17 protein-coding genes and 1 riboswitch are annotated in these 24,178 nt (G+C 69.2%); of the genes, 11 read left to right on the forward strand and 6 right to left on the reverse strand.

All coding sequences use genetic code 11. From position 1 onward, the window contains the following. Positions 1-91: 91 nt before the first annotated feature. The 7 genes from ggt to NKJ47_RS05500 all read left to right on the forward strand — a co-directional run bounded on the left by ggt (position 92) and on the right by NKJ47_RS05500 (position 13,574). Positions 92-1,813, forward strand: coding sequence for a gamma-glutamyltransferase (ggt, locus tag NKJ47_RS05470; protein WP_429002494.1), 1,722 nt, complete (start codon positions 92-94; stop codon positions 1,811-1,813). A gap of 229 nt (positions 1,814-2,042) precedes the next feature. Beyond that, the gene (locus tag NKJ47_RS05475) at positions 2,043-3,899 is read left to right on the forward strand and encodes a methyl-accepting chemotaxis protein (RefSeq protein WP_254460503.1); all 1,857 of its coding nucleotides are present in this window, start codon (positions 2,043-2,045) and stop codon (positions 3,897-3,899) included. Positions 3,900-4,115: 216 nt separating this feature from the next. Continuing rightward, positions 4,116-4,216: riboswitch (TPP riboswitch) on the forward strand. 112 nt (positions 4,217-4,328) lie between these two features. Next, positions 4,329-6,206: a phosphomethylpyrimidine synthase ThiC gene (gene thiC, locus NKJ47_RS05480; RefSeq protein ID WP_254460504.1), complete on the forward strand. Its 1,878-nt coding sequence runs from the start codon at positions 4,329-4,331 to the stop codon at positions 6,204-6,206. A 193-nt stretch (positions 6,207-6,399) separates the two neighbouring features. Continuing rightward, on the forward strand, positions 6,400-7,065 hold the full coding sequence (locus tag NKJ47_RS05485; RefSeq protein WP_254460505.1) for an ion channel: 666 nt from the start codon (positions 6,400-6,402) through the stop codon (positions 7,063-7,065). A gap of 262 nt (positions 7,066-7,327) precedes the next feature. Continuing rightward, on the forward strand, positions 7,328-9,652 hold the full coding sequence (locus NKJ47_RS05490; RefSeq protein ID WP_254460506.1) for a winged helix-turn-helix domain-containing protein: 2,325 nt from the start codon (positions 7,328-7,330) through the stop codon (positions 9,650-9,652). Positions 9,653-9,772: 120 nt separating this feature from the next. After that, complete coding sequence (locus NKJ47_RS05495; RefSeq protein WP_254461350.1) at positions 9,773-10,669, forward strand: helix-turn-helix transcriptional regulator; 897 nt, start codon at positions 9,773-9,775, stop codon at positions 10,667-10,669. A 49-nt stretch (positions 10,670-10,718) separates the two neighbouring features. Next, the gene (locus NKJ47_RS05500; RefSeq protein WP_254460507.1) at positions 10,719-13,574 is read left to right on the forward strand and encodes a TonB-dependent receptor; all 2,856 of its coding nucleotides are present in this window, start codon (positions 10,719-10,721) and stop codon (positions 13,572-13,574) included. Positions 13,575-13,820: 246 nt separating this feature from the next. Here NKJ47_RS05500 and NKJ47_RS05505 read toward each other — a convergent pair whose 3' ends face one another. After that, positions 13,821-14,615, reverse strand: coding sequence for an isocitrate lyase/PEP mutase family protein (locus NKJ47_RS05505; RefSeq protein WP_254460508.1), 795 nt, complete (start codon positions 14,613-14,615; stop codon positions 13,821-13,823). Between the two features lie 34 nt (positions 14,616-14,649). Between NKJ47_RS05505 and NKJ47_RS20705 the strand changes: the two genes are divergently transcribed. Beyond that, positions 14,650-15,000: a hypothetical protein gene (locus NKJ47_RS20705; RefSeq protein ID WP_302329808.1), complete on the forward strand. Its 351-nt coding sequence runs from the start codon at positions 14,650-14,652 to the stop codon at positions 14,998-15,000. A 104-nt stretch (positions 15,001-15,104) separates the two neighbouring features. Here the strand turns inward: NKJ47_RS20705 and NKJ47_RS05515 are convergent, their stop codons facing one another. Together NKJ47_RS05515 and ppa are read right to left on the reverse strand one after the other, a co-directional pair. Beyond that, positions 15,105-16,220 carry an HDOD domain-containing protein gene (locus NKJ47_RS05515; RefSeq protein ID WP_254460509.1) on the reverse strand — a complete coding sequence of 372 codons (1,116 nt, stop codon included), beginning with the start codon at positions 16,218-16,220 and terminating at the stop codon, positions 15,105-15,107. A gap of 159 nt (positions 16,221-16,379) precedes the next feature. Continuing rightward, positions 16,380-16,913, reverse strand: a complete 534-nt coding sequence (ppa, locus tag NKJ47_RS05520; RefSeq protein WP_254460510.1) for an inorganic diphosphatase — start codon at positions 16,911-16,913, stop codon at positions 16,380-16,382. A gap of 195 nt (positions 16,914-17,108) precedes the next feature. On the opposite strand from ppa, the gene NKJ47_RS05525 reads away from it, so the two are divergent. Beyond that, a complete protein-coding gene (locus tag NKJ47_RS05525) occupies positions 17,109-17,597 on the forward strand; it encodes a hypothetical protein (RefSeq protein WP_254460511.1) in 489 nt (162 codons plus the stop codon). 64 nt (positions 17,598-17,661) lie between these two features. Here NKJ47_RS05525 and NKJ47_RS05530 read toward each other — a convergent pair whose 3' ends face one another. Beyond that, a complete protein-coding gene (locus NKJ47_RS05530; protein WP_254460512.1) occupies positions 17,662-19,689 on the reverse strand; it encodes a sodium-translocating pyrophosphatase in 2,028 nt (675 codons plus the stop codon). A gap of 321 nt (positions 19,690-20,010) precedes the next feature. Here NKJ47_RS05530 and NKJ47_RS05535 point away from each other — a divergent pair, with 321 nt between their 5' ends. After that, positions 20,011-20,484 carry a hypothetical protein gene (locus NKJ47_RS05535; RefSeq protein WP_429002520.1) on the forward strand — a complete coding sequence of 158 codons (474 nt, stop codon included), beginning with the start codon at positions 20,011-20,013 and terminating at the stop codon, positions 20,482-20,484. 87 nt (positions 20,485-20,571) lie between these two features. Here NKJ47_RS05535 and NKJ47_RS05540 read toward each other — a convergent pair whose 3' ends face one another. Both NKJ47_RS05540 and NKJ47_RS05545 read right to left on the reverse strand, forming a co-directional pair. Next, positions 20,572-21,588: a hypothetical protein gene (locus NKJ47_RS05540; RefSeq protein WP_254460514.1), complete on the reverse strand. Its 1,017-nt coding sequence runs from the start codon at positions 21,586-21,588 to the stop codon at positions 20,572-20,574. 598 nt (positions 21,589-22,186) lie between these two features. Further along, a complete protein-coding gene (locus tag NKJ47_RS05545) occupies positions 22,187-23,443 on the reverse strand; it encodes a 6-phosphofructokinase (RefSeq protein ID WP_254460515.1) in 1,257 nt (418 codons plus the stop codon). A 144-nt stretch (positions 23,444-23,587) separates the two neighbouring features. Between NKJ47_RS05545 and NKJ47_RS05550 the strand changes: the two genes are divergently transcribed. Beyond that, positions 23,588-24,151: an adenylate kinase gene (locus tag NKJ47_RS05550; protein ID WP_010343370.1), complete on the forward strand. Its 564-nt coding sequence runs from the start codon at positions 23,588-23,590 to the stop codon at positions 24,149-24,151. Positions 24,152-24,178: the final 27 nt, after the last annotated feature.

A 24,178-nucleotide genomic window follows, 5' to 3' on the forward strand; every position in this document is an offset into this window, starting at 1 on the left:
GGTCATGGCCGATGCCGCGATGTGCACGCGTGCGCGGCGCCGTCGGCCGTACTCGGGTACGGTGGGCGTCCCCGTTCCCGGAGAGCCGCGCATGTCCGTTTCGCTTCCTTCCATGGCGCGCCTGGCGCTCGCGCTGGCCCTGGCGGCGGCCGTGCCGGCGCAGGCCGCTGACCGCATCACCGGCCAGCCGTTCGCGACCCGCTCGGAAGTGATCGCCCCGCACGCCATGGCCGCCACCTCGCAGCCGCTGGCCACGCAGATCGCGCTGGACACCCTGCGCGACGGCGGCTCGGCGGTGGATGCGGCGATCGCCGCCAATGCCGCGCTGGGGCTGATGGAGCCGACCGGCAACGGCGTCGGCGGCGACCTGTTCGCCATCGTCTGGGACCCGAAGACGCAGAAACTCTATGGCTACAACGGCTCCGGGCGCTCGCCGAAGGCGCTGACCCTGGCCGAGTTCCAGCGCCGCGGGCTGAAGGAGATTCCGCCGACCGGCCCGCTGCCGGTGTCGGTGCCGGGTGCGGTCGACGGCTGGTTCGCGCTGCACGACCGCTTCGGCCGCCGCAGCATGGCGCAGAACCTGGCGCCGGCGATCCGCTACGCCCGCGACGGCCATCCGGTCGCCGAGACCATCGCCTACTACTGGGACCGTTCGGTGCCGCGCCTGTCGCAGTACCCCGGCTTCAAGGAGCAGTTCACCATCGACGGCCGCGCCCCGCGCAAGGGCGAGCTGTGGAAGAACCCGAACCTCGCCAACACTTTGCAGCAAGTCGCCGATGGCGGCCGCGACGCGTTCTACAAGGGGCCGATCGCGCGCACCATCGACGCCTACTTCAAGGCCAATGGCGGGTTCCTGCGCTATGAGGACCTGGCAAGCCACCACGGCGAATGGGTCGAGCCGGTGTCCACCAACTACCGCGGCTACGACGTGTGGGAACTGCCGCCCAACAGCCAGGGCATCGCCGCGCTGCAGATGCTCAACATCCTGGAAGGCTACGATTTCTCGAAGATCCCGTTCGGCTCGGCCGAGCACGTGCACCTGTTCACCGAGGCCAAGAAGCTGGCCTTCGCCGACCGCGCGCGGTTCTACGCCGATCCGGCGTTCCAGCCGGCGCCGCTGGCGCGGCTGATCTCCAAGGACTATGCCGCGCAGCGGCGCGCGCTGATCTCGATGGACCGCGCGCTCAAGGAAGTGCAGCCGGGCACCCCGAAGCAACTGGAGGAGGGCGACACCATCTACCTGACCGTGGCCGACGCCGACGGCATGATGGTGTCGCTGATCCAGTCCAACTACCGCGGCATGGGCAGCGGCATGGCGCCGCCGGGGCTGGGCTTCATCCTGCAGGACCGTGGCGAGATGTTCGTGCTGCAGAAGGACCATCCCAACGGCTACGCGCCGGGCAAGCGTCCGTTCCAGACCATCATCCCCGCGTTCGTGACCAAGGACGGCAAGCCGTGGCTGAGCTTCGGGGTGATGGGCGGGGCGATGCAGCCGCAGGGTCACGTGCAGATCCTGATGAACCTGATCGATTTCCACATGAACCTGCAGGAGGCCGGCGACGCGCCGCGGATCCAGCACGACGGCTCCACCGAGCCGACCGGGCAGGCCACGGCGATGCGCGACGGCGGCGAGCTGAACCTGGAGACCGGCTTCTCCTATGACACCATCCGCGAACTGATGCGCAAGGGCCACCGGGTGATCTTCGCCGACGGCCCCTACGGCGGCTACCAGGCGATCGCCCGCGACCCGGACAGCGGCGTGTACTACGGGGCCTCGGAAAGCCGCAAGGATGGGCAGGCGGCTGGCTACTGAGGAAAACGCCGGATCCCAGGGCCGGGTGCCCTGGACCCGGAACAGCAGGGCGCCAGCAGCGACGTGATGCGGCCGGTGCGCGCGATCCGGACCCCGATCGTGCACCGCAGGGTCGCCTCGGCGCGGTGCGTCGGGGCCGGCCCATGACGGCGATCCCGGTTGCGGGCGCGATGGCTGCGACGGCAGGGGGCAAGCCGATACCATGCCCGCAGCAACGAGGGAGACGCCGATGGCCTTGTTCTCACGCAGTCCCGATGCCGATACCGCGCCTGCGGCCGGTTTGCCGGATGCCCCGATCGCCTTGTTGCGGTTGGACCCCGGTGGCCGCGTGAGCGCCGCCAACCGGGCCGCCCTGGACCTGCTGGGCGTGCCGGCCGAGACCCTGCTCGGCGCCGCCAGCGAGGCGATCTGGGGCCTGCCGCTGGCCGCCCTGGTCGAGGCCGAGGGCAGTTGGCAGGCACCGGGTACCGACCCCACGCGTCGCGTGCGTTACCAGCGCGACCGCGATCATGGCGGCCAGGGCTGGTTGCTGTCGCTGCCGCACCCGGAAACCGCGGCGCTGTTGCGCGACGTCGCCCTGCTCGGCGCCGGCCAGGCGCAGGGCGCGATCAGCCCCGCGCTGCAGGCGCTGGCGCAGCGGATCCAGGAGGGCGCGGCGGCGCAGGCGCTGCTGGATCGGGTCGGCGAGCGGCTGACCGGCTGCGATCTGGACCTGGGACTGCAGACGCCGCTGTCGGCGCAGGAAACCGAGGCGATGCCGGGCCGGCGCCTGTCGGCCGGTTTCGGCAACCTGGCCGAGGCCATCCGCCAGGCGGTGGCGCTGTCGCTGCAGATCGCCGCCGACGTACCGCACGTGGTCGCCGAGAACGACGAACTGGCGCGGCAATCGCAGACCCAGTTGGACGCGCTGCAGACGGTGCTCGCCAGCACCCGGCAATTGCTGCAGGGCCTGCACGAGATGGACCGCGACCTGCGCGCGGTGATCGCGGTGGCGGCCAGCGCCGACGACAGCGCGCGCCAGGGCGTGGAAGCGGCGCGCAGCCTGGGCCAGGCGATGCAGGAGGTGGCGCGGCGTTCGGCACGCGCCAACCAGGTGATCGAGGTGATCGATGCGGTCGCGTTCCAGACCAATATCCTCTCGATCAACGCCAGCATCGAAGCGGTGCACGCCGGCCCGGCCGGACGCGGCTTCGCGGTGGTGGCCACCGAGATCCGGCAACTGGCCGACCGTGCCGCCACCGCGGCGCGCGACGTGCGCGGCATCATCGGCGAGACCGGCGCCGCGCTGCAGGACAGCGCCGCCTCGGCGCAGCGCACCGAGCAGGTGCTGGGCGGCATCGGCGAGCTGCTCGGCCGCGCCAGCGCGGCGATGGACGCGGTGGCCGGTCGCATCGCCACGCAGAGCGGGGAGATCGGCGGCATCGACCGCGCCGTCGAGCACGCGGTCGGGCTCAGCCGCAGCAACCTGGAACATGCCGCGCGGGTGGTGCAGCGCAGCGCCGACCTGGCGGCCGGCAGCGAGACCCTGCACGACTGCGTGAACCTGTTCCGCCTGCCCGCCGATCCGATGCGCCAGCCGCGGCATGCGCGCGTGCGCGACCTGGCCCAGGCCGCCGCGGCCAGCATCGGCCAGGCGTTCGAGACGGCGCTCGCGCGCGGGCGCATCGGCGAGGACGCGCTGTTCTCCACCGACTATGTCCCGATCCCCGGCATCGACCCGCCCAAGTACCGCACCGCCTTCGACGCGCTGTGCGACGAGCTGTTGCCGCCGTTGCAGGAGCCACTGCTGGCCGCGCATCCGTGGATCGTGTTCGCGATCAGCGCGAACGTCGACGGCTACGTGCCGACCCACAACCTGCGTTTCAGCCAGCCGCTCAGCGGCGACCGCGCACGCGACCTGGTCGGCAACCGCACCAAGCGCATCTTCGCCGACCGGGTCGGCCGCAACGTCGGCCGCCACACCGAGCCGTACCTGCTGCAGGTGTACCGGCGCGACACCGGGCAGATCCTGTTCGACCTGTCGGTGCCGGTGCATGTGCGCAGGCGCCACTGGGGCGGGGTGCGCGTGGCCTACGTGCTGGAATGAGCCTGCGCACGCGCTTGCAAAAAAAATGCCGCCGGCAGGGCCGACGGCGATGAGAGAGAGAGCCCTGATTCTTGTCCGCGCAGCCTAGGCCGGCGACGTGGCCGCGGTTTGTCGCCGGCGGCGCGGCGTGTGGCGGTGCTGACACATGCGCACCGCGGCTGTGCCGGCATTCAGCTCGCGCCGATTGGCGCCCTGCGGCGGAAACGGGTCTAATAGCCGCAGAAGCGGGGGTACCGTCGGCGCAGGCCGCGGTTGAGACAGTCCCTTCGAACCTGATCCGGTTAATACCGGCGTAGGGAAGCTTCGCAAGTCCGCTGTGGCGCGCGTGCGTGTCCGTGGCGGGCCCGCGCCGCCGCTTCGTCCGAGATGCGAGTCCGCTCGCAGCCGTCCCGCGCTTCCCGCGGGTCACCCGAACCAGGACGAATGCCGATGAACGCCGTACCCAACCCGCTGCAACAGCAGACCGACACCTTGTCCGCGGCGGTGACCCGCCCGATTCCCGGCTCGCGCAAGATCTTCGTGCAGGGCTCCCGCGCCGACCTGCAGGTGCCGATGCGCGAGATCGCGCTGACCCGCACGCCCACCGTGTTCGGCGGCGAGGAGAACGCGCCGGTCACCGTCTACGACACCTCCGGGCCGTATACCGACCCGCAGGCGCGGATCGATCTCGGCGCCGGCCTGGCGCCGCTGCGCGCGGCCTGGATCGCCGAGCGCGGCGACAGCGTGGCGCTGGCCGGGCTGAGTTCGCAGTTCGGCCGCGCGCGCGAGGACGACGCGCGCCTGCAGGCGGTGCGCTTCCCCGCGCGGCGCCTGCCGCGGCGCGCCCGCGACGGCGCCAACGTCACCCAGATGCACTACGCGCGGCGCGGCATCGTCACCCCGGAGATGGAGTTCGTGGCGATCCGCGAGAACCAGCGCCTGCAGGAGGTGCGCGATGCGCAACTGCGCGCGCAGCATCCCGGCGAGGCGTTCGGCGCCGCCATCCCGCAGCAGATCACGCCCGAGTTCGTGCGCGCCGAGATCGCCCGCGGCCGCGCCATCCTGCCGTGCAACATCAACCACCCGGAAAGCGAGCCGATGATCATCGGCCGCAACTTCCTGACCAAGATCAACGCCAACATCGGCAACAGCGCGGTCAGTTCTGGCATCGCCGAGGAAGTGGAGAAACTGGTGTGGGCGATCCGCTGGGGCGGGGACACGGTGATGGACCTGTCCACCGGCAAGCACATCCACGAGACCCGCGAATGGATCGTGCGCAATTCGCCGGTGCCGATCGGCACCGTGCCGATCTACCAGGCGCTGGAGAAGGTGGACGGCCGCGCCGAGGAACTGACCTGGGAGATCTTCCGCGACACCCTGATCGAGCAGGCCGAGCAGGGCGTGGACTACTTCACCATCCATGCCGGGGTGCTGCTGCGCTACGTGCCGCTGACGGCAAAACGCGTCACCGGCATCGTCTCGCGCGGCGGCTCGATCCTGGCCAAGTGGTGCCTGGCGCATCATCGCGAGAATTTCCTCTACACCCACTTCGAGGACATCTGCGAAATCATGAAGGCCTACGACGTGGCCTTCTCGCTCGGCGACGGCCTGCGCCCCGGCTGCATCGCCGACGCCAACGACGCCGCCCAGTTCGGCGAACTGGAGACGCTGGGCGAGCTGACCAGGATCGCCTGGAAGCACGACGTGCAGACCATGATCGAAGGCCCCGGCCACGTGCCGATGCAGTTGATCAAGGAGAACATGGACAAGCAGTTGCGCGAATGCGGCGAGGCGCCGTTCTACACGCTGGGGCCGCTGACCACCGACATCGCGCCGGGCTACGACCACATCACTTCGGCGATCGGCGCGGCGATGATCGGCTGGTTCGGCACCGCGATGCTGTGCTACGTCACGCCGAAGGAGCATCTGGGCCTGCCCAACCGCGCCGACGTGCGCGACGGCATCATGGCCTACAAGATCGCCGCGCACGCCGCGGACCTGGCCAAGGGCCACCCCGGTGCGCAGGTGCGCGACAACGCCTTGTCCAAGGCGCGCTTCGAGTTCCGCTGGGACGACCAGTTCCATCTCGGCCTGGACCCGGAGAAGGCGCGCGAGTTCCACGACGAGACCCTGCCCAAGGACGCGCACAAGCTGGCGCACTTCTGTTCGATGTGCGGGCCACACTTCTGTTCGATGAAGATCACCCAGGACGTGCGCGACTACGCCGCCGAGCACGGCGTCGACGCGGAGGCGGCCCTGCAGGCCGGCATGGCGGAGAAATCGGCGCAGTTCCTCGCCACCGGTGCGCAGGTGTACCGCGCCGAGTGACCTGCGGCGGTCGGTCGGCGCTGCTGTGCGCCGACCGCCGATACGGCGGTCGCGGTGGCCGTGCGCGCCTGTACGATGCCACGCCTGCCGTGCGACGCGCGCACGGCGATGGCAGCCCGCGTCCGCGGTCATGACGACCGCGTCCTGCGTGCACGCGTCTATGATGCGCGCTGGTCGCCACAGGGAATGTCTCATGCTGCGCTATGCGTTCGCGCTGCGTCGCCATCCGTCCGCGCTGCTGCTCGGCGTGCAGTTGCTCGGCGTGCTGCTGTATCCGTGGATGGAGGACACCGCGGCCGGGCGCGCGCTGTTCGGCGCCTTCGGCATCGTGGTGCTAGCGCTGGCCCTGTGGGTGGTCAACCGCGGTCCCTCGGCGCTGTGGATCGCCTGCTGCCTGGCGTTGCCGTCGGTGGCGCTGTCGATCGCCGCGGCCCTGCTGGGCAATCCGGCGATGGCCGCCTGGGCGCAACTGCTGGAAAGCCTGCTGTACTTCTATACCGCCGGCAGCCTGATCGCCTACATGCTGCAGGATCACGTGGTCACCCGCGACGAACTCTATGCCGCCGGCGCCACCTTCACGCTGCTGGCCTGGGCATTCGCGTTCGTCTTCGCGGTCTGTCAGCAATGGCTGCCGGGCAGTTTTACCGCGGCAGTGGACGCGGCCTCGCCGCGGACTTGGATGGAATTGCTTTATCTGAGCTTCAGCGTGCTCTCGGGCGTGGGCCTGAGCGACGTGGTGCCGGTGCAGCCGTTCGCGCGTGCGCTGGTGATGATCGAACAGTTCGCCGGCGTGATGTATATCGCCTTGGTGGTGTCGCGATTGATTGGACTCAGCGTCACACGGCAGATGAAAGTGTGAACGTGGGATAAAAAAAGCGCGCCCAGGGGCGCGCAGTCATGAGGCGATTATGTGAATTTCGTCGGCGGAGAGAGAGCCTGAATGCGTCGTCGCGATTTGCGGCGGCGATGACTAGAGTAGAATCCGATGACAAGCCGCGCTTGGCGGCATCCGCTGCCTCATTTTGCCGAGTTTGCTCGTTGGCTCCCGCAGCGTTGCCACGCGTGGCCGCGTCGCCGCCGCATCCGCGGCACTTTTTTCACGGCGTTCTTCGTTGTCCAACATGGTTTCCTCATCGTTCACCCCACCGACGCTTCCGCAACGGATGCAGGTGGGCGATTGCCTGGTGCTGCTGTCCTTGCGGGAAGTGCACGCGCCGCGCGCGCGCCGGCCGCAACGGCTCACGCCCAAGGTGATGGGCGTGCTGCGCGTGTTGCTGGCGCAGCCGGGCCAGGTGGTGGAACGCGAGACCCTGCTGGCGCAGGTCTGGCCGGACACGCAGCCGACCAACGATGTGGTGACCCAGGCCATCACCCAGTTGCGCAAGGCCTTCGCCGCCGGCGTGCGCGGCGAGGCGCCGGTGTACATCGAGACCCTGGCCAAGTCCGGCTACCGCCTGGTGGCGCCGGTGCAGGCCTTGCCCGATGTCGAGGTCGAGGCCGAGGCGGGCGCGGCGTCGGCTTCCCCGGTAGACACGCACGCCCCCGCGGACACGGCCGCGGCCAGTGCGCCGGCCGCCGCCGTGTCCGCGGTGCGGCGGCGCCTGCCGCCGTGGCTGGCGGCCGCGGCCGGTGCAGCCGCGATGCTGGTGCTGGCGCTGGCCGTCTGGTGGTGGTTCGCGCGCGATCCGGCGGTGCCGGCCGACAGCGCCGAACAGGAGCGGGTGTTGGGCAGCCCCAAGCGGCCCTATCGGCTGATCACCGCCATGTCCGGGTTCAAGCTCGAGCCGGCGCTGTCTCCGGACGGCACGCAGGTGGCCTATGCCGCCCGCCCCGCCGGCAGCGACGGCACGCAGTTGCTGGTGCAGCCGACCAGCGGTGCCGCCGGCAGTACGCCCCCGCGCTCGCTGGGCGTCCCGGCCCGCGGCGAGTCCGACCGTCTGCCGGCCTGGTCGCCCGACGGCACGCGCATCGCCTTCGCCCGCCTCGGGGCCGACCGGCAGTGCCGGGTCATGCTGGTCCAGGCCGACGGACGCGCGCCCGCGCGCGAGGTCGCGCGCTGCGACGGCAGCGAACTGCTCAGCTTCGACTGGACGCCGGACGGACATGGCCTGGTGTTCGGCAGCATGAACGGGCGCCAGCCGGCACGCGGCATCCGCGTGCTGGATCTGGACAGCGGACGCTGGAGGGCATTGGATTACCCGGTCGCCGCCGGCGATTTCGACTATGCGCCGCGCTACTCGCCGGACGGCAAATGGATCGCCTTCGTGCGCAATCCGCAAATGGGCGGGCTGTGGCGGGTGCCGGCCGAAGGCGGCATCGCCGAGCCGCTGACCCATGAATTCGCCGAGATCCGCGGCTGGGACTGGGTGCACGACGGGCAGGGCATCGTGTTCGGGCGCCGGGTCGATGGCGAGACCCGGCTGTACCGCCTGGACACCCAGACCCGGCGCCTGCGCGACCTGGGGATCAGCGACGCGCAGGCACCGCGCCTGGCCCACGACGGCGGCAGCCTGGCCTTCGTGCACCGGCGCCCGCAGTTCGCCGTGCACCGCATCCCGATGCGGGCGGTGGACGCGCCGCGCGAGCGCCAGCGGCTGTTCGCGTCCACCGGGCGCGACGGACAGCCGAGCATCGCGCCCGATGGGCGCCAGCTCGCCTTCACCTCCGATCGCGACGGCAGCTATGGGCTGTGGTGGGGCGACGTGACCCAGCCTGCCTCGCTGCGGCTGATCGATGGCGTGCGCCCGGAGACCCGGCAGCCGCTGCTCTGGTCGGCCGACAGCCAGGCCCTGCTGGTCAGCGGCCGCGATGCGCAGGGGCGCTCGGCGATCTACGAGGTCCGGCCGCAGTCCGGCAGCGTGGCGGCGTTGCCGGTGCCGGCCGGCGAGCCGCTGCAGGCGCTGTACACCGCCGACCCCGGCCAGTTGCTGGTCCTGCTGGGCGAGAACGGGCGGACCCGGCTGCAGTTGTACGATCGGCGCGCGGTGCCCTGGCGGCCCTTGGCCGCGTTGCCGGACGTGTCCCAGGTCCGGACCGATCCGGCCAACGGGCAGATCCTGTTCACCCGGCTTGCGCGCAGCGGCCTGTGGCGCGCCGATGCCAGCCTGGACCTGGGTAGCGTGCGCGCCGTGGACGACAGCCTGCCGTCGCTGTGGCGCTACCGCAGTTGGGCACTGGGGCCCGGCGGCGCGGTGTATTACCTGTTCCAGACCGGCGAGTGCGCCAGCCGGCTGGCGCGGATCGACGACGGCCTCGATGCCAGTGTGTGCCTGGACCGCGAGCATTTCAGCGCCATCAACGGTTTCAGCATCGACCCGCGCAGCGGCGACGTCTATGTCGCCCTGGCGATCGAGGACGGCAGCGAGATCGGTTTCATTCGCATGCACGAGCAGCCGGAATGGTTCTCGACGGTCTCGCATAAGTGGTTGATCGGGCGAGAAAAATGAGTTTCGTAAGTCGTTCGTAATGGCATCGTGGCGATTTCGGACAAATATCGCCAAGGCTTCCTGACCTGTCGCCACATTCGGCAAACACTGCGTACCGGTTTACGTCAAACGGGTGCTCGGATGCGGCAATCTTTCCTGGTCGATCATGGACAACAACTCGTGCTGGACGCCGACGACGTGCCAGCGGGGCCGGCCTGTCTGGGCGCGGCGCGCCTGGCCAGCGTACAGGCGTCGGCACACGCCTTCACGGTCTGGCTGCAGTTGCGCGGCAGCGCCTGGATCGAAGCCAAGGAGGGGCGTTTCGCCCTGCGCCGCGGCCAGTGGCTGGCCTTCGAACGCGATTCGCGGCCGCTGCTGCAGACCGACCGCGACGGCCTGTGCATCGGCCTGAGCCTGGACGGCGAGGCGCTGAAGGCCCTGGGGCGGATGGCCGACGAGACCTTGTATACCGGGCGCGGCGAGCTGTCGCTGCGCGAGACGCGCACCGCCTTGCGGCTGTGGCGGCAGGCGGCGGCGCGGCCCGGCGATGCGTTGGCGATGCGGCCGGTGCTGCTGCATCTGGCCTCCATGCAGGGCGAGTTGTCGCGCCGCGTGCAGCGCTGTCCCGGGCGCTCGCGGATGCGCAAGCGGCAGGTGTTCGGGCGCATGCAGCGCGCGCGGCTGTACCTGGACGGCCATCGCGACCGCGTGGTGCGGATCAGCGAACTGGCCGAACTGACCAACTTCTCCGGTTGGTACCTGTCCAAGACGTTCCAGAGCCTGTACGAGGAAAGTCCGCAGGCACTGTCGGCGCGCCTGCGCCTGGAACGTGCGGCGGACCTGCTGCGCGACACCACGATGATGATCGGCGAGGTCGCCGCCGCCAGCGGATTCGACAACTGCTGCAGTTTCGCCCGGGCCTTCCGCGCACGCTTCGGCGTCTCCGCCTCGCAATATCGGCATGCGGCCATGGTGCCGCCAGAATCGGCAAAGTCTGCGGGCGACAGCGGCAAAGCAGCCGCGCTCACCGGAACGTAACGTGCCGAGGGCGTCTTAACACGCCCCTAACGTTACCCTGGAGAGATTGATGAACCTTCGCACTCCCGCAGTGCGGCTGGGCTTGCTGCCCGCCAGCATCGCGATCGCGTTGACGCCGGCGATTGCCGGCGCGCAAGAAGCTGCCGCCTCGTCCACCACCACGCTGGACCGGATCGAAATCACCGGTTCGCGCATCCGCAGCGCCGACGTCGAGACCCAGCAGCCGATCCTGACCCTGGACCGCCAGGCACTGGAGCGCCAGGGCTACACCTCGGTCGCCGACGTGCTGCAGAACCTGACCTCGGCCGGTTCCCCGGCGATCTCGCGTGCCGACGCGCTGGCTTCCGGCGAGAACGTCGGCGGTTACTACGTCGACCTGCGCAACCTCGGTGCCGAACGTACGCTGGTGCTGCTGAACGGCAAGCGCCTGGGCGCGTCCACCTCCGGCCTGCAGGACCTGAGCCAGGTCCCGATGGCGGCGATCGAGCGCATCGAAGTGCTGAAGGACGGCGCTTCGTCGATCTACGGCTCCGACGCGATCGCCGGCGTGGTCAACATCATCACCCGCAAGCGCTTCGACGGCGCCGAGGCCTCGGCCGAGTTCGGCCAGTTCGGCGAAGGCGACGGCAAGACCTCGCAGTACTCCTTCACCATCGGCTCGCAGGGCGAGCGCGGTGGCGTGGCGCTGACCGCCGAGTACTCCAAGCAGGATCCGGTGTTCGCCAAGAACCGTTGGTTCAGCCGCGACGGCAGCCGCGGCCCGAACTCCACCCCGGGCAGCTGGAGCCCGATCAGCCAGAACGGCAGCTGGTGCAACCCGCTGACCGTGGACTGCTCGGATCCGAACGTGGCGGTGTGGCAGACCCTGAACCAGGGCGGCAACCCGAACAACCCGGCCGACTACCACCCGCTGACGGCGGCCGAGCGCGCCAACGCCAACCAGCAGATGATGGTGCAGACCGGCATCGAGCGTAAGTCGGTGTTCGCCAACGCCAACTACGACCTGACCGACTCGATCGTCTTCAACGCCGACGTGCTCTACAACGAGCGCACCACCGATCAGCAGATCGCCGGCTATCCGTACCAGTCCGCCGCGTTCGGCACCCCGCTGGCCGGCGACAGCGCGTTCAACCCGATCGGCCAGGACATCGATTTCCGCCGCCGCCTGTGGGAAGTGCCGCGCACCACCGAGAGCAAGCTGAAGACCACGCGCTTCGCGCCGACCATCAGCGGCTCCTTCGACTTCGCCGACAAGACCTGGGACTGGGACGTCGGTGCGCTGTGGAACCGTAACGAGAGCACCAAGACCGGTCACGGCGACATGAGCCTGATCGCGGCGCGCCAGGCGCTGGGTTCGTCCTTCATCAACGCCAACGGCGTCGCCCAGTGCGGCACCGCCGCTGCGCCGGTGTCGCTGAGCACCTGCCGTCCGTGGAACCCGCTGCTGCCGTACGGCGTGGCCGGCCCCGGTTCGCTGGCCGATCCGGACACCCAGGCCTTCCTGTTCCCGTACTTCACCGACACCGGCCTGACCAAGACCACCAGCTACACCGCCAACCTGAGCGGCACGCTGGCGACGCTACCGGCGGGCGACCTCGGCATCGCGGTCGGCTACGAGCACCGCAAGGAAGAAGGCCGCTTCTCGCCGGACGCCTTCGCGCAGTCGGGTGAGAGCACCGGCCTGGGCGCCAAGACCACCTCCGGCAGCTACGATCTGGACGAGTTCTACCTCGAGTTGAACGTGCCGATCCTGGCCGACATGCCGTTCGCCAAGCAGCTGACCCTGAACCTGGCCAGCCGCTACTCGGATTACAGCAACTTCGGCGACACGGTGAACTCCAAGTTCGGCTTCACCTGGAAGCCGATCGACGAGCTGCTGGTCCGCGGCACCTACGCCGAGGGCTTCCGCGCGCCGACGATCAGCGATCTGTACGGCGGCCTGAGCAGCAGCTTCGAGTCGTACGTCGATCCGTGCGGCGTGGGCGCGCCGAACAGCGTCAACGGCAATGCGGCGTGTTCCGCGGCCGGCGTGCCGGTCGGCTACACCCAGCTCGGCCAGGGCTACGTGCCGTGCACCACCTATCCGTGCCAGACGCCGGACGAGTTCATCAGCGGCTCCAACCCGAACCTGAAGCCGGAAACCTCCACCAGCAAGACCGCCGGTCTGGTGTGGAGCCCGCGCTGGGTGCAGGGCCTGGACATCTCGCTGGATTGGTACCGCTACGAGATCAAGGACATGATCATCGCCGATAGCGTGGACCGCATCCTGCGCGACTGCTACGTGCTGGGCAATGCCGAGCGCTGCGCCGGCGTGACCCGCGCCGCCGACGGCCACATCTCGGCGATGACCTACGGCGTGGCCAACCTCGGCCAGATGGAGACCGAAGGCTACGATCTGGGCATCCGCTACCGTCTGCCGGAAATGGCGTTCGGCAAGATCCTGATCGACTGGCAGACCAGCTACGTCAGCAAGTACGACGAAGCCGGCCAGAACGCTGCGGGCGACAACATCACGATCGGTCGCGTGGGCGAGCCGGGCATCTTCCGCGTGCGCTCCAACCTGGGCGTGAACTGGACGATGGGCGACTTCGGTGTGAACTACACCCTGCGCTACTACTCCGGCATGAAGGAGAGCTGCATCTCGCTGGCCACGGACTACTGCGATGCGCCGGACCACTTCGCCAACGGCGAATCCGATCCGCTGCGTCACACCGGTGCCAACACCTTCCACGACCTGCAGGTCAACTGGAAGGCACCGTGGGACGCGACGATCGCCATCGGTGCGAACAACGTGTTCGACCACCGCGGTCCGCTGATGTACTCGGCCCCGGACAGCAGCTTCGCCTACTACGGCGGCTTCGACATCGGTCGCTACGTGTACATGAAGTACACCCAGCGCTTCTGATGCAGTTGTTGTCTGCGTGACACGAAGACGGGCCGCAAGGCCCGTCTTTTTTTCACCCAGCTGAGGGAGACAGGCATACGGCTGACCCGATAAGTTTGGGGTTGTCGAGGCTGCCGCGATGGCGCCTACGTCTTCCTCAAGATCCGCGCCGCCTTGCCCGGTGTCGGGGGAAACATCCTTGATGTCTGGTATGAGCGCAGCGGCCCGCCTGGGCAATGCGTCACCGTGTCCATGGCGGCTACCGTTCTACGAAAGTAGTTGGTTGAGGCTGGCGTACTCGAGGCCAGCGCGGGGCACGCTGGAAAAGTTGCCGGCCAGGAAGCTCTCGACACTGCCCACGCCGGTGCCGAAAGAGTGCTGGAACAGCGCCGGGCCGGCGCTGATCCGACGCACACCGGCCTCGCGCAACGCTTGCAGCGGCGGTAGCCCGGGAACGGTCATTACGTTGAGCGGCATCGGGACTCTTGCCGCGATTTCGGCAATGTCCTTGATAGCGGTGATGCCTGGCACGAAGCCGCCGTCTGCACCTGCGCGCCGGTAGCAAGACAAGCGGTGGATCGCCATGTCCACCCCATCACGCCCGGAAGCGAGGCCGCCCAAGTAAACGTCGGTGCGTGCATTGATGAACAGGGGGGTGTCGCCGAGAGCCTGACGGGCCATGCGGATCTTCTCCATCAATAGCTCGGGCGTACCTGCACCATCTTCCAGATTGATCCCGACCGCACCGATGGCCGCGATTTCCTTCGCCAGCTCCGCCACGGCGTGCGGGTCGTCGCTATAGCCGTCCTCCAGATCGATACTGACCGGAACTGACGAGACACGGGCAATGGCGCGTACCTGATGCAATAGTGCATCGAGTGGTAGTGCACCGCCATCGGCATAGCCGCAAGCCCAAGCCAGAGCCGCGCTGCTGGTACCGATGGCTGGAGCGCCTGCCCGTTGCCAGAGTGCTGCGCTGACGGCATCCCAAGCGTTGGCGATTAACAGGGGGGTGTGGGTGCGATGAAGGTCTAAAAACCTGAAAAAAGCGGGTGCGCTCATGACGTGTTGCCTTAGGCGGACGAGTGGCCGAAATGTGGCATCGGCCGCGCTAAGTGTCTTGCCATTTTCGGACATCAACCTCGACAAACCGAAGCCTCACCTAACGCTTGACTCGGTCAACTTGGCCGCGGCAGCGGACAAGCTCGGCCTGAATGAATCATCAGGCAACTGCACTTGTAGCTGCCGCACCTATGCGATTGGCGAGGTGTGCCACCACCGGGCATGCCGCGGATACGTGTTGGCGCGAGTGCACCAGCGTTCGGTGCTGCCGCTGCAAGGCCTGCAACATCCGCTCTCGGTGTACGAGGCCTTGCTGGACATGGCGCGATGCGAGCGTATCGCCGAGGTGTACGAGCAACGCAAGCTTCACCAGGCTGGGCAGTGACTGGCCGGCTCTGGTGCAGCAAGCGGTGCGCGAGGGCGCCCGCTTCGCCGACTTCCTGGAGCGTGCGCTCGCGAGCGGGCGGCGCGCGCGCACCACGGTCGGTCTTACGCCGAGGTCAGCCCCATCAGGTTCTCGGCCTGCTCGCGCCAGGTCGGCAACTTGCTGAGCATGCCGGTCTTGGCCAGGTACTCCTCGTCGACCTCCGAGCCGCTGGCCAGCGCCATCGCCACGTGCACCGCGCCGGTGACCCAGAAACTGCGGCTGCTGGAGCGCTGCGGCTGGCGATGGAAGGCCACCGCCTCGATGATCGGCATCGGCAGGCCCCACAGGCCGAGCAGGTAGGCGCCGGCCTCGGCATGCCCGGGGCGGGTGTCGTTGGCATCGGCGGCCGGCTCGCGCTCGTCGCGCACGCCCGGCAGCAGCAGGCCGATGTCGGCCAGCAGCGCCGCGGTCGAACCCAACTCGACGCAGGACGTCGGCAGCATCTTCGAGGCCAGCTTGGAGGCCAGCAGCGAGCGATGCTGCAGCGCGTTGCGCTCGGCATTGGACAGCGCCTGCACCGAGAACACTTCGCTGGCCAGGACCAGGTCGCGCAGGGTGGCGGTGCCCAGCCGGGTCACCGCGGTGCGCAGGTCGGAAATGGTGCGGCCGTTGGAGAAGAACGCCGAATTGCACAGCTGCAGCACCTTGGCCGCGATCGCCGGGTCGGCCGAGACCAGCTTGGCCAGGTCCGCGGCGTTGCTGCCTTCGTCCTGCTCCAGGGCGTGCATCAGGCTCAGGTACAGATGCGGCGGCGAGGGCAGCTTTTCGATGCGGCCGATGCTGGAGCGCAGGCGCGGGTTGCCTAGCAGCTCCTGCAGCTCCTCCAGGCTGGTGACCGCCTCCAGCAGCATCTCCGGGGACAGCGGCAGCGGCAGGAAGCGATGCGCCACGCCGATGATCCGCGCCGGCGGCGCACGGTTGCTCTGCTCGGCCTCGATCAGCGCGATGCGGATGGTTTCCGGGCTCAGCGTGCGGATCTGGCCGAGCAGGGTGGCGGTGGTCAGGTCCGGCAGCGTCGGCGCGGCGATCACCGCATCCAGGCGCACCGTGGCTGCCGCGGCGATGGCTGAATTGCCGTCGGCGACGCTCTGGACCTGCCAGTCCTCGCCGAGATCGCGAATATATTCAGTGACTGCGGACGGAAGGCTGGCTTCGTCGCCGACGAACAGGATGCGCAAGAGACTGTCCCCCAAGGAGAGCCGGGTCGCGGACGGAGCCGGCTCGGTAATGCCATGGCGCAATGTACCGCAAACCCCGAAGGGCGGTGCCCCGGCAACGGCAAAACGTGAAGCGGATCGGCCACGGCGGGGCGGCAGCGCCCCGCCGTGGCGGGCGGCTCAGGCGCCGGCTTCGAAGCGGCTCACGGACTCGCGCAGGATGCGCTTGGCTTCCTCGGCGTTGCCCCAGCCGTCGAGCTTGACCCACTTGCCCTTCTCCAGGTCCTTGTAGTGCTCGAAGAAGTGGCCGATGCGCTCCATCCAGTGACCCGACACCTGGGTGATGTCCTCGATGTGCGCGTAGCCCTGGAACACCTTGGCCACCGGCACCGCCAGGATCTTCTCGTCGCTGCCGGCCTCGTCGCTCATCTTCAGCACGCCGACCGGGCGGCAGCGCACCACGCAGCCGGGCACCAGCGGCAGCGGCAGCACCACCAGCACGTCGGCCGGGTCGCCGTCGCCGCACAGGGTGTTGGGCACGTAGCCGTAGTTGCAGGGGTAGCGCATCGGGGTGGAGAGGATGCGGTCGACGAAGATCGCGCCGCTGGCCTTGTCCACTTCGTACTTGACCGGCTCGGAATCCTTGGGGATTTCGATGACGACGTTGATTTCGTCCGGCAGATTCTTGCCGGAGGTGACCAGTTCCAGACCCATGCGCTAGCTCCAGTGGAGTGGCTTCTAAAGAGGCAGGCATTCTAGTCGGTTGGCTGTTGCAATGCAGCGCACGGCGGTGCGGAGAATTCCTACAACGGTTTCGGACTCCATACCGGTCCGCATGGGGCGCACGCCGATGGTGCCGGCAGCGGGCAACGGCGACCCTGTGCCCACTGTCCCCCAAGGAGCAAGACGATGAACGGATTCCGGCGATCGCGGCTGCCGTTGCTGGCGGTGCTGGTGCTGGCCTGCAGTGGCGCGCAGGCGCAGCAGGCACAGGCGGCCTACGTGGATGCGATGGACTACCCGGCGCCCGGCGAGGGCCAGGAAGCGTTCGCCGACCTGGAGCGGCGGCTGGCCGACGACTTCGACCAGCTCTGCGGCGACACCTTCTGCGAAGGCGACTACAGCGATTACCGGCCGCTGCGCTACCGCTGCTCGGTGCGCCAGCGCGACGGGGTGATCGGGGAGTGCCTGTGGAGCTTCGGCGCCAGCGAGGCCAGCATCGACCCGGACACCGGCCAGGTCGTGGTCGACGCGCGGCTGTGGCACTGCCGTACGCCGTTGCAGCCGCAGACCCGGCTGCACGCGCTGTATGCGGCGCTGTCGGGCGAGCGTCCGTTGTTCGCGCCGCTGCCGCACAGCAAGCGCAGCATCAACGACGGCCTGATCGACTGCCTGTAGCCTGAGGCCACGGCGCACCCTGCGCAGCGGGCGCCGGCATGCCGCCGACGCCCGTCGCCTGCGGCTACAGCAGCGGCACCAGCAGCAGCGCCACGATGTTGATGATCTTGATCAGCGGGTTGATCGCCGGCCCGGCGGTGTCCTTGTACGGGTCGCCGACGGTGTCGCCGGTGACCGCGGCCTTGTGCGCCTCGCTGCCCTTGCCGCCGAAGTGGCCGTCCTCGATGTACTTCTTGGCGTTGTCCCAGGCGCCGCCGCCGGTGGTCATGGAGATCGCCACGAACAGCCCGGTGACGATGGTGCCGATCAGCAGGCCGCCGAGCGCGCGCGGGCCCAGCAGCAGCCCGACCACGATCGGCACCGCCACCGGCAGCAGCGATGGCACGATCATCTCGCGGATCGCCGAGCGGGTCAGCATGTCCACCGCGCGGTCGTACTGCGGCTTGCCGGTGCCCTGCATGATCCCGGGGATCTCGCGGAACTGCCGTCGGACTTCCTCCACCACGGCGCCGGCGGCGCGGCCGACCGCCTCCATCGCCATCGCGCCGAACAGGTAGGGGATCAGGCCGCCTATCAGCAGGCCGATGATCACCGTGTGGTCGGACAGATCGAAGGCGAAGGTCTCGGTGGGGTGGGCGGCGCGCAGGTTGTGGGTGTAGTCGGCGAACAGCACCAGCGCCGCCAGCGCCGCCGAGCCGATCGCATAGCCCTTGGTCACCGCCTTGGTGGTGTTGCCGACCGCGTCCAGCGGGTCGGTGACCGCGCGCACCTCCGGTGGCAGTTCCGCCATCTCGGCGATGCCGCCGGCGTTGTCGGTGATCGGGCCGTACGCGTCCAGCGCCACGATCATGCCGGCCATCGACAGCATCGCGGTGGCGGCGATGGCGATGCCGTACAGGCCCGACAGCGCGAACGCGCCCCAGATCGCCGCGCACACCGCGATCACCGGCAGCGCGGTGGACTTCATCGAGATGCCCAGCCCGGCGATGATGTTGGTGCCGTGGCCGGTGGTGCTGGCCGCGGCCACGTGCTGCACCGGTTTGTACTGGGTGCCGGTGTAGTACTCGGTGATCCACACGATCAGCCCGGTCAGCGCCAGGCCGATCAGTGCGCAGCCGTAGAGCTTGCCGGCGCCGGCGGCGGTGTCGCCCATCAGATGCTGGGTGACCGGCCAGAACGCCAGCGCCGCCAGCACCGCCGAGACCACCACGCCCTTGTACAGCGCGCCCATGATCGAGCCGCCCGGGCGCACCCGCACGAAGAAGGTGCCGACGATCGAGGCGACGATCGACACCCCGCCCAGCACCAGCGGGTACAGCACCGCGTTACGGCCGGCCTCGGCGGCCATCAGCCCGCCCAGCAGCATCGTCGCGATCACCGTGACTGCGTAGGTCTCGAACAGGTCGGCGGCCATGCCGGCGCAGTCGCCGACGTTGTCGCCGACGTTGTCGGCGATCACCGCCGGGTTGCGCGGGTCGTCCTCGGGGATGCCGGCCTCGACCTTGCCGACCAGGTCCGCGCCGACGTCGGCGCCCTTGGTGAAGATGCCGCCGCCCAGGCGCGCGAAGATCGAGATCAGCGAACTGCCGAAGGCCAGGCCGACCAGCGCATGCAGGCTGTCGCCCACGCTGTGGCCCAGCCACTGCAGCAGGCCGTAGTAGCCGGCCACCCCGATCAGGCCCAGCCCCACCACCAGCATGCCGGTGATCGCGCCGCCGCGGAACGCCACCGCCATCGCTGGCGCCAGCCCGCGCCGCGCCGCCTCGGCGGTGCGCACGTTGGCCCGCACCGACAGGTTCATGCCGATGTAGCCGGCGACCCCGGACAGCACCGCGCCGATCGCGAAGCCGCCGGCGGTGTACCAGCTCAGGAACACGCCGACCAGCACCAGCAGGACCGCGCCGGCGATGGCGATGGTCAGGTATTGGCGGTTGAGATAGGCGCGGGCGCCTTCCTGGATCGCATCGGCGATCTGCCGCATGCGTTCGTTGCCGGCGGGTTGCGCCAGGATCCAGCGCGTGGAGACGATGCCGTAGAGCACCGCCAGAGCCGCGCACGCCAGTGCCACGGTGACCGCATATCGTTCCAGCATGACCCCTCCCAAGGATGTGGATGGCGCCCAAGCGCTGGACATACCGTGGGATCACACCGTAGGAGCTGAAGCATGCAACGACTCCGCGGCCACAACGCGCGCCGCTGGTGCGTATCGCAATGTCACCTGGCCTGAACGCGGCGAGTATGCGCCCGGCCCGGTGCCGCCGCCAGCGATCAGGCGTGGCGTCTCACTTTGGCGTGCGGTTCAGTCTGCGCATGGCAGCGTGGCGCATCGCTTCCAGGAGCCAACCCGATGCAATCGACGATTTCCCCGCGGCTGCGCGCCCGCGCCTCGATCCTGGCCATTGGCCTGTGCGCCATGGCGCCGCTGGCCGCCGTGGCCGCGGATCCGACCCCGGAACTGCAGCGCCCGGCCAGCGCGCCGCAGGCGGTGGGCGTGGTCCACACCATCCGCCAGATCCCCGAGGCCTGCGTGCGCTTCGAGGGCGAGTACACCGGCGATGCGGCGCAGCCCTACCGGTTCGCCGCGGTGCGCAGCAGCCCGACCTGCCAGCCGCGCGCGAAGCTGGTCGAGTTCGACCAGGCCAAGCCGAGCGAGGCCACCGGCTGGAAGTTCAACGACCTGATCCGCGTGCCCAGCGCCGCCTGTCCGTCGCAGCAGGCGGTGGTGCGGGTGTGGCGTAAGCCGGTGGCGCTGAACACCGAGCGCGACGGCCAGGGCCAGTCGCGCATCTACCTGGAAGAGGCCAGGCAGCAGGCGGCCGCCGGCAAGGTCGCGCAGGTGCCGCAGTTCACCGCGCAGATGACCGTGGAAGGCCAGGCCTGCAAGTAGCGGGACCGTTTCCGCAGGCGCCGGGCCCGTACGCGCCGCGGCGGCGCCTGCGTCCGCCGCGGTCGCCTTGCAGCTTGCGGAGAAGACTCAGGCCACGTGCATCACGCTGCGCCTGAGCTTGCCCTTGACCCGTTCGATGCGGCGCCAGCTGCTCTTGTCGTTCATGGTGATCCAGCGCCGCTCCTCGCTGCGGTAGAACCAGTCCTTGTCCTGCTGGAAGTAGACCTGCAGGCCGTCGGCTTCCCAGATGTTGAGGATCTCGTTGCCGTGCGCGCGGATCTCGTCGAGGTCGGTGGTCGCCTTCTGTCCCATCTCGCTGTAGAGCCGGTTGAGTTCCAGCAACAGCGTGTTGACCCGCGGCGGCATCGCGTCCACGTTGAGGCCGATCTTGCGCGCTTCGGCGAGCAGGATCGGATAGTTGTGCGAAGGGTACTTGGCATTGAGCGTGGCGGCGATGCGCTCGGCCGTGGCTTCGTCGCTGATGTGGTGCGAGAGCAGTTCGCGGCACAGCATGATCGACAGCGACTCGGCGCGATCCACCGCGCCGATCACCAGCGGGTGCACGTAGTTGAACAGATGCTTGTAGGCGTTGTCGTCCTGCCCGCTCTGCTGGCCGCGCCACAGCCGGATCACCCGGGTCAGTTCGTCCAGGCTCACCGAGACCCGGTCGTTGTCGCGGTCGATGGGCGAGAGCGCATGGTGCAGCGAACTGTCCACCGCGGTCAGGTAGGCGGTGGGGCCCATCAGGATCTGGTTGGCGCCGAGGGTGATCATCGTCGCCGCCGAGGCGCATTCCAGCGGGACCAGCGCGACCAGGCGGTCGCAGTGCTGGCGCAGCAGGCTGACCAGGCGCAGCGACACCTGGCCGCTGCCGCCATCGGATTTCAGGAACAGGTACAGGGTCTGGTGATGGCCCAGCCGCTCGAGCAATTCGTACAGCGCCAGCACATCGCTGGCGCAAACCGAACCGCGCGGGTTGTTCCAGTAGCTGATCACCGGGCTGCCGAGGTGCTGGGTCAGTTCGGCGAGCACCGCCTGGGTGCGGGCGAACAGCACCGGCGGTTGCTTGATGGACGGCGGAGCCGCGTCCTGGGTCGGGTGCATGGGTGTGGTGGGTAGTCGAAGGCGCGGCAATCTTAGGGCCTGCGCGCGCGTTGTGCAGGAGGCGGGGGAGCGCCGGTTGCGGCTCGGAGGCCGCCGCATCGGTGGCAGTCGGTGCATTGGTGCCGGATGGGGGGGGGCGCTGTCGCGTCCTCCCGTGGCTCCAGGGCTGCTCAGCGCCGAGGGCCGCATGTGCAGCGGCAGCTTCAGGGCATCTCTAACACCTTCGGGACGTGTTTGTGGGGGCGGCTGCGGCCGCGATGGGCGTTGCCGGGAGCGCCTCGTCGCGTTTGTAGGGCCCTGCAATCACCTGCTTTTGCCACGCATTGCGCTGTCCCGTAGGAGCGGCTTCAGCCGCGACGGGCGTTCCCGGTAAGCCCGTCGCGGCTGAAGCCGCTCTTACGAAACGCGTTCCGGCGCTACTAGCGTTCTTCGGCCGCGACCTGCGTCGCTGAGTCTGCGTACCCGTGCGCGGGATGGCTGGGTGCAACGCGCGCTGTGGCGGCATCGTCGGCAGGAGCGCGGGAGCGGCGCGCGTCCGTTGTCTCCGCGCCACGACGCGGCCGGATGCGCCGCGCCTGCGCCGCGATGCTCGTGCGGGTCAGCCCTCCCAGGCCGGCAGTTTCTTCTTCACCGCCACGTTCTTCAGTGCCACGTACTTGGGCAGGCCGTCGCTGCCGTAGGGCAGCGGCGCCTCGCCGCGGATCAGCGGCTGCAGGTAGCGGCGCGCCTTGTCGGTGATGCCGAAGCCGTCCTTGCGCAGGAAACCGGCCGGCATCTTCTTCTCGTGGTTGGCGACCTTGGCCAGCGGCGCGGCCTCGATCTTCCAGCGGTACGGCGCGTCGCTGCTGCGCACGATCGCCGGCATCACCGCGTTCATGCCCTTCAGCGCGAACTGCACCGCGGCCTTGCCCACCGCCTGCGCCTGCTCCCAGTCGGTGCGCGAGGCGACGTGGCGCGCCGAACGCTGCAGGTAGTCGGGCAGGGTCCAGTGCACCTTGTAGCCGAGTTCGGCCTTGACCTTGCCGGCCAGGTAGGACGCCACGCCGCCGAGCTGGCTGTGCCCGAACGCATCGGTGCCGCCGCCGGCATCGGCGACGAAGCGCCCGTCGGCGGTCTGGATGCCTTCGCTGGCCACCACCACGCACCAGCCGACCTTGTCCACCACCTTGCGCACCTGCGCCAGGAACGCGGCTTCGTCGTAGGCGCGTTCGGGGAACAGGATGATCTGCGGCGCGCCGTCCGGCGATTGCGCGGCCAGCCCGGCGGCGGCGGCCAGCCAGCCGGCATGGCGGCCCATGGCTTCGTAGACAAATACCTTGGTCGAGGTCTCGGCCATCGCCGCCACGTCCAGCGCCGCCTCGCGCACCGACACCGCGGTGTACTTGGCCGCCGAGCCGAAACCCGGGCAGGTGTCGGTGAGCGCCAGGTCGTTGTCGATGGTCTTGGGCACGCCGATGCAGTGCAGCGGATAGCCGAACGCCTGCGCCAGTTGCGACACCTTCCACGCGGTGTCGGCCGAATCGTTGCCGCCGTTGTAGAGGAAGTAGCGCACGTCGTGGGCCTGCAGCACCTGCAGCAGGCGCTCGTACTTGGCGCGGTCGGCCTCCAGCGACTTGAGCTTGTAGCGGCACGAGCCGAACGCGCCGCCGGGCGTATGGGCCAGCGCGGCGATCGCCGCGGCCGACTCCTTGGAGGTGTCGATCAGGTCCTCGCGCAGCGCGCCGAGGATGCCGTTGCGCGCGGCCAGCACCTTGACCTTGCGCGCCCGTGCTTCGCCGATGACGGCGGCGGCGCTGGCGTTGATGACGGCGGTGACGCCGCCGGACTGGGCGTACAGCAGGGTGCCTTGGGCCATGGTCGGGGTTCGCTCCTGGGGTGGGGACATTGTCGGGACATTGCCCGGATGCGGTAAGCTGGGGATCTTGCGGTGCAGTGCAGGCGTGGCCCCGAGTCTAACGCCGCCGGCCGCGCACGGTACTTTCCTCGAGGAGTCAGGTTGATGCGATTGGTTCTGTTGGGACCGCCCGGATCGGGCAAGGGCACGCAGGCGGCCCGTCTGAAGGACAAGCTGCAGATCCCGCACATCTCCACCGGCGATCTGCTGCGCGCCGAAGTCGCCGCCGGCACTCCGCTGGGCGTGCAGGCCAAGGAAGTGATGGCGCGCGGCGACCTGGTCTCCGACGACATCCTGCTGGGCATGCTCGAATCGCGGCTGGGCCGCGACGACGTGCGCAACGGTTTCATCCTCGACGGCTATCCGCGCAACCTGGCCCAGGCCGGCGCGCTGGACGAACTGCTGGCCAAGCTCGGCCAGCCGCTGGATGCGGTGGTGCAGCTGGACGTGGCCAACGAACTGCTGGTCGAGCGCATCGCCGGCCGCGCCAAGGCCGAAGGCCGCGAGGACGACAATCCCGAGTCGGTGCGCAAGCGCCTGCAGGTCTACACCGATTCGACCGCGCCGGTGATCGGTTTCTACGACAAGCGCGGCACGCTGGCGCGGGTGGACGGCGTCGGCTCGCTGGACGAAGTGCTCGCCCGCATCCTGGCGGCGATCGGCCGCTGAGGCGGCACGGCATGCCGGCGCCCGCAA

This window comes from Xanthomonas sacchari, from assembly GCF_024266585.1.
Taxonomy (GTDB): domain Bacteria; phylum Pseudomonadota; class Gammaproteobacteria; order Xanthomonadales; family Xanthomonadaceae; genus Xanthomonas_A; species Xanthomonas_A sacchari_C.

Bases quoted from the DNA above. Each gene is read 5' to 3' on its own strand.
- ggt (WP_429002494.1), top strand. From the start codon at position 92: ATGTCCGTTTCGCTTCCTTCCATGGCGCGCCTGGCGCTCGCGCTGGCC.
- NKJ47_RS05475 (WP_254460503.1), top strand. From the start codon at position 2,043: ATGGCCTTGTTCTCACGCAGTCCCGATGCCGATACCGCGCCTGCGGCC.
- thiC (WP_254460504.1), top strand. From the start codon at position 4,329: ATGAACGCCGTACCCAACCCGCTGCAACAGCAGACCGACACCTTGTCC.
- NKJ47_RS05485 (WP_254460505.1), top strand. From the start codon at position 6,400: ATGCTGCGCTATGCGTTCGCGCTGCGTCGCCATCCGTCCGCGCTGCTG.
- NKJ47_RS05490 (WP_254460506.1), top strand. From the start codon at position 7,328: ATGGTTTCCTCATCGTTCACCCCACCGACGCTTCCGCAACGGATGCAG.
- NKJ47_RS05495 (WP_254461350.1), top strand. From the start codon at position 9,773: ATGCGGCAATCTTTCCTGGTCGATCATGGACAACAACTCGTGCTGGAC.
- NKJ47_RS05500 (WP_254460507.1), top strand. From the start codon at position 10,719: ATGAACCTTCGCACTCCCGCAGTGCGGCTGGGCTTGCTGCCCGCCAGC.
- NKJ47_RS05505 (WP_254460508.1), bottom strand. From the start codon at position 14,615: ATGAGCGCACCCGCTTTTTTCAGGTTTTTAGACCTTCATCGCACCCAC.
- ppa (WP_254460510.1), bottom strand. From the start codon at position 16,913: ATGGGTCTGGAACTGGTCACCTCCGGCAAGAATCTGCCGGACGAAATC.
- NKJ47_RS05525 (WP_254460511.1), top strand. From the start codon at position 17,109: ATGAACGGATTCCGGCGATCGCGGCTGCCGTTGCTGGCGGTGCTGGTG.
- NKJ47_RS05530 (WP_254460512.1), bottom strand. From the start codon at position 19,689: ATGCTGGAACGATATGCGGTCACCGTGGCACTGGCGTGCGCGGCTCTG.
- NKJ47_RS05535 (WP_429002520.1), top strand. From the start codon at position 20,011: ATGGCGCCGCTGGCCGCCGTGGCCGCGGATCCGACCCCGGAACTGCAG.
- NKJ47_RS05540 (WP_254460514.1), bottom strand. From the start codon at position 21,588: ATGCACCCGACCCAGGACGCGGCTCCGCCGTCCATCAAGCAACCGCCG.
- NKJ47_RS05545 (WP_254460515.1), bottom strand. From the start codon at position 23,443: ATGGCCCAAGGCACCCTGCTGTACGCCCAGTCCGGCGGCGTCACCGCC.
- NKJ47_RS05550 (WP_010343370.1), top strand. From the start codon at position 23,588: ATGCGATTGGTTCTGTTGGGACCGCCCGGATCGGGCAAGGGCACGCAG.